Source organism: Clostridiisalibacter paucivorans DSM 22131 (genome assembly GCF_000620125.1).
GTDB classification, from domain to species: Bacteria; Bacillota; Clostridia; order Tissierellales; family Clostridiisalibacteraceae; genus Clostridiisalibacter; species Clostridiisalibacter paucivorans.
The window spans coordinates 19,589-28,255 of the sequence record NZ_JHVL01000049.1 but is presented as its reverse complement, the minus strand read 5'-3'; the positions used below and the strand labels follow the sequence as shown (position 1 = coordinate 28,255).

The 8,667-nt window shown below is 29.2% G+C and carries 8 protein-coding genes and 1 pseudogene; all 9 read left to right on the top strand.

Annotated features, from left to right (window positions below):
• Positions 1-257: pseudogene (locus Q326_RS18700) on the top strand (hypothetical protein); the annotation flags it as partial.
• A 221-nt stretch (positions 258-478) separates the two neighbouring features.
• Positions 479-1,429, top strand: a complete 951-nt coding sequence (locus Q326_RS18000; RefSeq protein WP_051531443.1) for a GerMN domain-containing protein — start codon at positions 479-481, stop codon at positions 1,427-1,429.
• 431 nt (positions 1,430-1,860) lie between these two features.
• The gene (locus Q326_RS0112230) at positions 1,861-2,232 is read left to right on the top strand and encodes a hypothetical protein (RefSeq protein ID WP_026895655.1); all 372 of its coding nucleotides are present in this window, start codon (positions 1,861-1,863) and stop codon (positions 2,230-2,232) included.
• Positions 2,233-2,477: 245 nt separating this feature from the next.
• Positions 2,478-3,431, top strand: coding sequence for a YcdB/YcdC domain-containing protein (locus Q326_RS0112225; protein ID WP_026895654.1), 954 nt, complete (start codon positions 2,478-2,480; stop codon positions 3,429-3,431).
• Between the two features lie 182 nt (positions 3,432-3,613).
• The gene (locus Q326_RS0112220) at positions 3,614-4,270 is read left to right on the top strand and encodes a response regulator transcription factor (RefSeq protein ID WP_026895653.1); all 657 of its coding nucleotides are present in this window, start codon (positions 3,614-3,616) and stop codon (positions 4,268-4,270) included.
• Positions 4,271-4,273: 3 nt separating this feature from the next.
• Positions 4,274-5,674 carry a sensor histidine kinase gene (locus Q326_RS0112215; RefSeq protein ID WP_026895652.1) on the top strand — a complete coding sequence of 467 codons (1,401 nt, stop codon included), beginning with the start codon at positions 4,274-4,276 and terminating at the stop codon, positions 5,672-5,674.
• A gap of 92 nt (positions 5,675-5,766) precedes the next feature.
• A complete protein-coding gene (locus Q326_RS0112210) occupies positions 5,767-6,477 on the top strand; it encodes a GntR family transcriptional regulator (protein WP_026895651.1) in 711 nt (236 codons plus the stop codon).
• Positions 6,478-6,616: 139 nt separating this feature from the next.
• Positions 6,617-7,453 (top strand): M15 family metallopeptidase, encoded by an 837-nt coding sequence (locus tag Q326_RS0112205; protein ID WP_051531442.1) that lies wholly within the window; start codon positions 6,617-6,619, stop codon positions 7,451-7,453.
• 106 nt (positions 7,454-7,559) lie between these two features.
• Complete coding sequence (locus Q326_RS0112200; protein ID WP_026895649.1) at positions 7,560-8,636, top strand: hypothetical protein; 1,077 nt, start codon at positions 7,560-7,562, stop codon at positions 8,634-8,636.
• Positions 8,637-8,667 lie beyond the last annotated feature (31 nt).

Here is an 8,667-nt window from a genome sequence, read left to right as displayed (position 1 = left end):
AGATTAAATTCAAGGAAGAAAGCTATACAAGTGGTTGCAGTGCCTTTGACTTAGAGCCGATAACTAAAAAGACATATGATAAATCTCGTAGAGTAGTAAGAGGACTATTTAAGTCAAGTTTTGGATTGGTAAATTCGGACGTGAATGGTAGTCTAAACATATTAAGAAAAGAAGAAAAATGTATTCCCAAGTTAGTTGAGACTATGAGGGATAAGGGCAAGTGTTCTCGCCCGTTAAGAATAAGGGTTGCCTGCTAAGGTCGAAAGTTAAATACCAAACTTCTTACAAAGAAGCCACCGTTGCTTGTCTCGGTGGTAAGTTCACATATGTTATAATTAATAGGATGATATGCAAACAATTTATTGGACAACTCAAGAAAATCTATGGTTTTATCTTAGAGATATTTTACTATATAATGTATATAATAGAAAGATATAGATAATAATATGAGCATATAAAGAGAAGAAAGGAGAAATATATGAAAAAGTCTATAGTTTTAGTATTGATTATTTCTATATTGGGATTTAGTTTTTATGGATGTACTAATAATGACGAACAACCTAACAATACGGATACTGATATTGGAGAAGATCAGAGTGTGACAGAAAAAGTTGAGCTTTTTTATGGAGATGAAAATAATGAAAAAATGGTTAGTGAGGAAAGAGAAATTACTTATGAAAAAGATGAAGACAAGTATCAGGTCGTAGTTGAAGAACTGATAAAGGGACCCAGTGATGAAAGCTTAACTGCTAATATTAATCCTGATACAGAGGTTATTGAAATTACTAATGAGAACGCTGATATAATAATAGACTTAAGTAGTGAATTCAATGAGTTTTCTGGGAGTATTGCAGAAATAATAGGCATTGGATCATTAGTAAATACAATTACTCAATTTGAAGGAACTGAAAGAGTAAAAATTCTTATTGAAGGAGAAGAATTAATAGGTCCAAGTGGGAAATCACGAGGATTTATGGAGACATTTCCACTAGATCCTCAGCAAGAAACTACTAAAGAGGTAGTTCTATATTTTGGTGGTCAAAATGCAGAGTATGTAGTTCCTGAAAAAAGAAATATTAGTGTGTCAGATGATATTAAGCAGCAAGACTACATAAAGTACATTGTAGAAGAGTTGATAAAGGGACCTAGTAGTGAAGATTTAAATGCAACTATACCTCCAGAGGTAGAAGTCCTTTCTGTTAAAGTTGAAGATAGTATTGCTTATATTGATTTTTCTGAAGAAATGCATACTAAACATTGGGGTGGTGCAGCAGGTGAGGCTATGACAATAAGTTCTATAGCAAATACCCTTACAGAGATTGACTATATAGACAAAGTAAATATTACAGTAAATGGTGAGCCACTAGCTATAGAACATACCATATTAGAGAAACCTGTTGGTCGTAATGAAGATATGATACAAAAATAATAAATTTCAAATAAAAATATAGGAGATAATATGATACTTCCAAAGTAGACAGTCTAATTAATAAAAAGTTAGATTATCTATTTGGAGGTATTTTTTATGGACTAATAGTTTGGAATTTATTCATATAATAAAAATTAAGTACTATATTTAAAGTCACAGAACTCTTATACTTTAGCTATTCTCTATTAATTATTGTTTTTTAAATTATGGATATTTCATTGTATTAGAGATGGGTATAATGTATAAAAATATATCTATCAAAGAAATTAAGAAAGGAAAATTAATTAGTGAAATATATACAATTTTCCTTTCTTTTTTTATATTTAAGACTTTACATCTTTTTTACAACTACTATATAAGTACTATAAATCTCTAAGTTATAATCTATTTGTAGCAAAAATACTAAATAAAAACCATGGAGAGAAATTGATATGCAAGGTGAAAGAAATTATCTTGTAAGATCAAGTTCTGGATTTAAATATACTGGCTTAGTGAATGATAGCGGCAGAGTATTACATTTACAACTAGCCTATGTTGAACCTAAAGATGAAAGCTATAAAGACTATTCCTATAATGATGCCAAAGCATTAGCTACAAATTTTGTGAAGACAAAAAATATCATAGGCGAGGATTACACATTATCAACAGATAGAGGAACAGAACTCAAAGAGGATAAAGAAAACACTGCTTATTATTTTTACTTTGAATATGATGACAATAAAGAGTGTCTAGTTGTAGTAAATAAAGGTCTTGAAAAAGTAGAACAATTTATATTATTAGACGAGATAAATGGTTTAGGATAAAATTTTAAATCAAAGTAAAAATAGGCATTAAATATAGATGTGATTTCAAACTTTTTTTAATTTATATTTACATCGTCCCCTATTTAAAAAGGTCGCTATTTATTGATATAATAAATAGTGACCTTTAATATTTATATAAAAATAATGACATTTTACAACTATTTTACAATGTCCACAAACCTTCATGATATCTACAAAGTATAATTTAATCATACCAAATAAATAAAAAAATGGAGGTAATAAAGATGAAAAAGAAAAAAGTTTTAGCAAGTTTTTTGGCATTTAGTATATTGGCAGGGTCAGGTTATGGGATATATGATTTGGGAGCAAAAAATATTGGTGCAAATAATATTAAGCCCAATGTAGTTTATGCAGAAAAAGGAGAACAAGTATCAAATAAAGATTTAAAGGAAAGATCTATTGAAATGTTGAAAAAATATTTTCAAGATACGCCAGATTTTAATGAATTGAATTTTAGTTCAACCACAGAGACGAAGAATGGTAAAATAGAAGAATTTGAAAAAATAGTTGAATCAAATAAAAAATGGTTAGAAATATTAGAAGATATTGATCTAGCCAATATGGAAAAACCTTCTAAGTCATTGGAAGATAGTAAGGCCGATGTAGATGAGTTCTATAAGAATGTAACTATATTGCAAGCTATTGAAATAAGAGATACAAAGGGATTAGATAAAGCAGAAGAGTACTTAGAAACAATAATTAAAAACAGAAGAAACTCCATAAAAACCTTTGGAAAAATGAAAGATGAAGTTGAATATGGAATTGAATATGCAATATGGGAATCAGAAGATGAAGCATATAGAATAGCGTTCAACAAGGAAACAGGTGAGCTTTTAGGTGTTACACATGATGTGAAAATGGATAAAAATAAAATAAACCCTTCAAAGTTTGTGAGTATTGAAGATGCAAAGGAAGTGGCACAGGAGTTTTTAGCAAATCACAATCTTGATGGTATAGAGAATGTTAAGCTAGTAAAAAGCGAAGAGTTTCAAGATAATATGGGCAAAGATAATCTTACTGCTGGTTTTGATCACAATGCAATTGCATTTTTCTATGAAGATGAAGATGATGCAAGTAAAAAAGCAAATGTGATTTTAGATAGAATTACAGGAGAGGTAACTGGATTTGATCTAGGTAAGGCAGCAGAAGGAGTAAGCTATAAAACTAGTCCTCAATAACAGTAAATACTTGAGGATAAAGATTTAATACTTGTGAATTACATTGACGAAGATTTATGTAAATAAGTCTTCGTCAATTTTACATAAATTAACATTGAGTTTTACTAGAATTGATTCTAAAATTTAGATACATATATTTTATTGTTGAAATAATATTATGATGACACAATGGAGATGATATTTTGAATAGAAAGATATTGATAGTAGAAGATGAATTTGCCATAGCAAATTTAATAGAAATTAATTTAAATATAGCAAATTATGAAACAAAAAAGGCATATGATGGATTGGAGGCATATAATATACTTCAACAAGAATCCTTTGATTTAATCCTTTTAGACATAATGATCCCCAATATAGATGGATTCCAGTTAATTGAAAAAATCAGATGTCTAGAAATACCTGTAATATTTCTCACAGCTAAGGATGCCGTTTCAAGTAAGGTAAAAGGATTGAAATTAGGGGCAGAAGATTATATAACAAAGCCCTTTGAGTCTTTAGAACTTTTGGCAAGGATAGAGGTAGTATTAAGGAGATATGGAAAGAATCAGCAAGTTATGAAATTCAAAGATTTAACTGTCTATTTACCAGAAAGAATGGTAAAGAAAAAGGATGAAATAATTGAATTGACACCAAAGGAATTTGAATTACTTACTCTATTGTTAAAAAATAAAAATGTGGCATTTTCTAGAGATCAGATATTGGAAAGAGTATGGGGATATGATTATTTTGGACAAACTAGAACAGTGGACAACCATATTAGAAATTCAAGAAAAAAATTAGCCCTTGAAGACCATATAAAAACAGTATTTAAGGTAGGATATAGATTGGAGGATTAATAAATGAAATTATGGAAGAAAAATTATATTATTTTTTTTATATGCTTTATAATATCTTTCAATCTAGCTGGAATTATAATAATCGAGAGGATTTTTAATCAGGGAATAAATAGGGAAATAAAAGATAGCTTGAGTGAACATAAAACCATAGTCTCTGGATTACATACAAGCATTCATATGTATAACAATATGGAAAAAATAGATGGGAATAAGTCTATTAAATTATTTATAGGGGAATATATTGATGTGTTTAAAAAGGAGGCAGATTATATAGAAATATTGGACATGGGTGAAAATGAAATATTTTCCAATTTAGATTTTAATATACCACAGGATAGACCAGAGTTAGAATCTTTATTGAAGTATAGGAGAAATTATATAATAAGAGTAGTAGACAATGAATACTATTTATTTGTTGCAGGGTTAATGAATCTAAATAAAGACTATAAGCTATCTTATGTCAGAGACATATCTTATATTTATAAAGAAAGAAAAGAACAATATCATTTTTTCTTTTTATTTGAGCTTTATATTTGCATGGGTGTGTCAGTTCTTATATATATTCTCAGCAAGATATTGACAAGACCTATAACAAGTTTAATTAATACTACTAAAAAGATTGCCAATGGGAATTATTATGAGAGGGTAAAAATTTCTAGTAAAGATGAATTGGGGATATTATCTGAGAATTTTAATCAGATGGCCGATGCTATAGAAGAAAAAATCAATGAACTTGAGAGAAATGGTGCTGAAAAACAAAGATTTATAGAAAATTTGACCCATGAATTAAAGACACCGTTAACATCTATAATTGGATATGCAGATTTATTACGCACAACTAAAGTAGATGATAAGATATTAAAGGAGTCAATAGATTTTATATATAAAGAAGGAAAACGGCTAGAACAGTTGTCTTTTAAGATGATGGACTTAATTGTAGTTGAAGTAGACGATTTTCAATTAAGGCCTGAAAGGATTATCAATGTATTTGAAGAGGTAAGAGGGATTTTACAACCTAAGTTGGATGGGAAAAACATAAAATTAGTGATATCTGGAGATAATGATGAGGTTTATTTGGAAAAAGATATGATGAAACTTTTACTTACTAATCTAATAGATAACAGCATTAAAGCCAGTAATGAAAACTCCCATATATATCTAAATTTTTATAAAGAGAATAATCATAAGATTATAGAAGTTAGAGATGAAGGTATTGGTATATCAAAAGAAAAAGTGGAGTATATATTGGAACCATTTTATGTTGTTGATAAATCAAGAACAAGGGCAAATAATGGAATCGGTTTGGGGTTAGCCATATGTGAAAGAATTGCAGAGATTCATCATGGGAGGCTTGAGATAGAGAGTAAATTAAACAAAGGGACAAGAGTAAGAATAATATTTTAGTAATATTTAAAAATCAATTATAAATATATAAATAAAAATAAAGGATTAGTCGTAAAATAGCTAGAAAATCTATTATTGGGGAAGTGATTGATTTGAAAAATGAAAAGGAAGCATTAATAATAGATAATCTTTTAGAGGATATTGTATCAAAAAAATATAAAGAAAATGATAAACTGCCATCGGAAAATGAGCTTGCTAACAAATATAAAACAACTAGGATAACAGTTAGAAAGGCCTATGATAGGTTAAAAGAGATGGGATATTTATATTCTAAACAGGGCAAAGGCAGGTATTTAAATACTAAGCAACAGAAAATAGAGTTGTCTCTTTCGGGGGATGTGAGTTTTAGTAAAAAGATGAGAGATAAGGGATACAATTTTGAATCTAAAAACTTGTTTTGTGATCAAATCCAATATAATAAAAATATTTATCAAGAATTAAATGCAGACTCAGTCAATAAAGTGTATAAAATTGGACGATTGAGATTGATTGACAGTAAACCTATCGCATTACATATATCTTATGTCGATAAATCTACCTTTACAGATATAGATAAAGTAGGTAAAGATATTAAATCTATGTTTAAGTATTATGAACAAAATGGATATGGGGAGTTTGACTCTACTAAGAGTATATTGAGTGTATCTTTCCCAACTTATTTTGAACGAAAAATATTCAATTGTACAAATTTAATTCCAATGCTTATCGTAGAGAGTAATTGTATAGATAAATACAGTGGCAGGGTCTTGGAATTTACTAAGATTATATATAGAAGTGATCTATTTAAATACCAGATAAAATAGTCCTCCATTAACGACTAACTACTAACTGTTTCTTATTCTAAAAAGAAGAATATTTTACAAATATTTTACAACTATTAGATGGATTTGATAAGTACTAATGTTATAATAGCTCCCAGAATGTGAAGTAGGAGGTTATTATATGGAAGAGAAAGGAAGACGTATAACAAGATTAAAAAAGAATAGAATACAAAGGCGAGTAAAAAAGCAGAAAATAAGAAGAAGGATTCTATTTTTTAGTATTTTTATTATAATCTTTTTAAGTATTACATTTGTAGTATATGAGAATTACTTTGCTGAAGGCAATAATCCGCCACTGAGTAAAGAATCCATAAATATTGATTTAGATGAAAATACAGTACAGAGTGAGTCAAATGGGGATAACATAAAAGATGAAAGCGATAAAAAGGAGGAAAATGACATCCTTATTTTGGTGAATAAGAAACATCCTTTGAGCTCAGACTATGCACCAGAGGATTTGGTGGTTCCTGATGTATCATTTTCTTTTAAAGGGTATCATTCTAAAAAGCAGATGAGAAAGGAAGCTGCTACTGCTTTAGAAAAGCTGTTTGCAGGAGCCAATGATGAAGGGATTAAGTTATATGCTGTATCAGGGTACAGGCCCTATGAAAGGCAGAAAAATATCTTTAATAATAAAGCAAGGAAGGTAGGAGAAGAAGAGGCGAATAAAGTGGTGGCTTATCCAGGACAAAGTGAGCACCAGACAGGTCTTGCCATAGATGTATCTAGCCCAAGTGTTAAAAATGGGTTAGTTGAAAGCTTTGGGGATACAAAAGAAGGGATATGGCTAAAAGAAAATAGTTATAAATACGGGTTTATAATAAGATATCCAAAGGAAAAAGAACATATTACGGGATATAGTTATGAGCCTTGGCATATAAGGTATATAGGTAAAGAAGCAGCAGAATATATATTTGAGAATGATATAACTTTAGAGGAGTATATTTTAAATAAATAATGTAATGAAAGTTTACAACTTTTTTACAATTTATATACAACTCTTATATACTTTATTTATATGATAGATTTAAATGTATGCTGGGAATATATTGGAGGGGTTACATGTGAAATTTATGAATATAAAGATAATTATACCATTAGTTTTAATTATGGGTATATCAGTATTAGCAGGCTGTCAGAGTGAAGCATCAATAAAGAAAGATAAATTGTTTACAGAAAAAAATCAAATCCAAAATATAGAAAAAACTGGAGAGTTAAGTGAAGAAAAACTAAGAAAAATAGCTATTGAAGGTTTTAAAAAACATTTAAATGTAGATGTAGATACAGAGGGTTTATTTGAATATATACAATTATTAGAGCCAGGATCTTGGCATGTTTCTTGGTCAACATTTGATGAGAGGAAGTTAGAAGATGCCAATAAAAAACTGATGACCATGAAAAATAGTGGTGATTCAGAGAAAGAGAAGGAAAATCTACAGCAAGCGATAAATGATTTAGCTGAAGACTATAATAGAGCTATATCCTATTATGCTAAAATAGAGCAAGACGGTGAAATAAAAGAAATAGGAATAAAAAATGGAGATATATCTCATGAAAAATTAAAGGGAAGTGAAGTCAAAATAAAAGAAAAATCATTGGCATTAAATGCATTAGAAGAGTTTGCAGGAAAAGAAGTGGACATTACAAATTTAAAAGAAGAAATAAATATGAATGAAGATAATTGGAGATTCTATTGGGAAAATGAAAAAGATTGGAATTTAAAAGAAATGAGATCGATAGATTATGCAGTAACCATAGACAGAGAAACCAAAGAAGTAAAGTCAATAACATATGTACATGATGTAAGCAAAGAAGGTCAATCCAACAGATTTCCAGAGTTTGATATAAAAGAAGGTAGAAAAATAGCCTATGATTTTATTAAGAGCCGTAATTATGTAGAGGATATTGATCAAATCAAATTTTTAAGATATTGGAATGCAGACCCACAAATAGTGTTATTTAATGTAGATTATATATATGGAATAGATAAGAAAACAGGAAAGACAAAGGTTATAAGTATTAGTGTAAATAAGCGTACCAAAGAGGTATGGGCTATGGGCAAAACCCTCGAATCAGAAGAACAGTTGAATAGTAAACAATACGAGAGGACAAACAAGCCCAATCCCAATGCTCTGGGATAGTAATAGTTTGTAGGTAGAAGGTGTTGCAAAA

Bases quoted from the DNA above. Each gene is read 5' to 3' on its own strand.
- Q326_RS0112225 (WP_026895654.1), top strand. From the start codon at position 2,478: ATGAAAAAGAAAAAAGTTTTAGCAAGTTTTTTGGCATTTAGTATATTG.
- Q326_RS0112230 (WP_026895655.1), top strand. From the start codon at position 1,861: ATGCAAGGTGAAAGAAATTATCTTGTAAGATCAAGTTCTGGATTTAAA.
- Q326_RS0112215 (WP_026895652.1), top strand. From the start codon at position 4,274: ATGAAATTATGGAAGAAAAATTATATTATTTTTTTTATATGCTTTATA.
- Q326_RS0112205 (WP_051531442.1), top strand. From the start codon at position 6,617: ATGGAAGAGAAAGGAAGACGTATAACAAGATTAAAAAAGAATAGAATA.
- Q326_RS18000 (WP_051531443.1), top strand. From the start codon at position 479: ATGAAAAAGTCTATAGTTTTAGTATTGATTATTTCTATATTGGGATTT.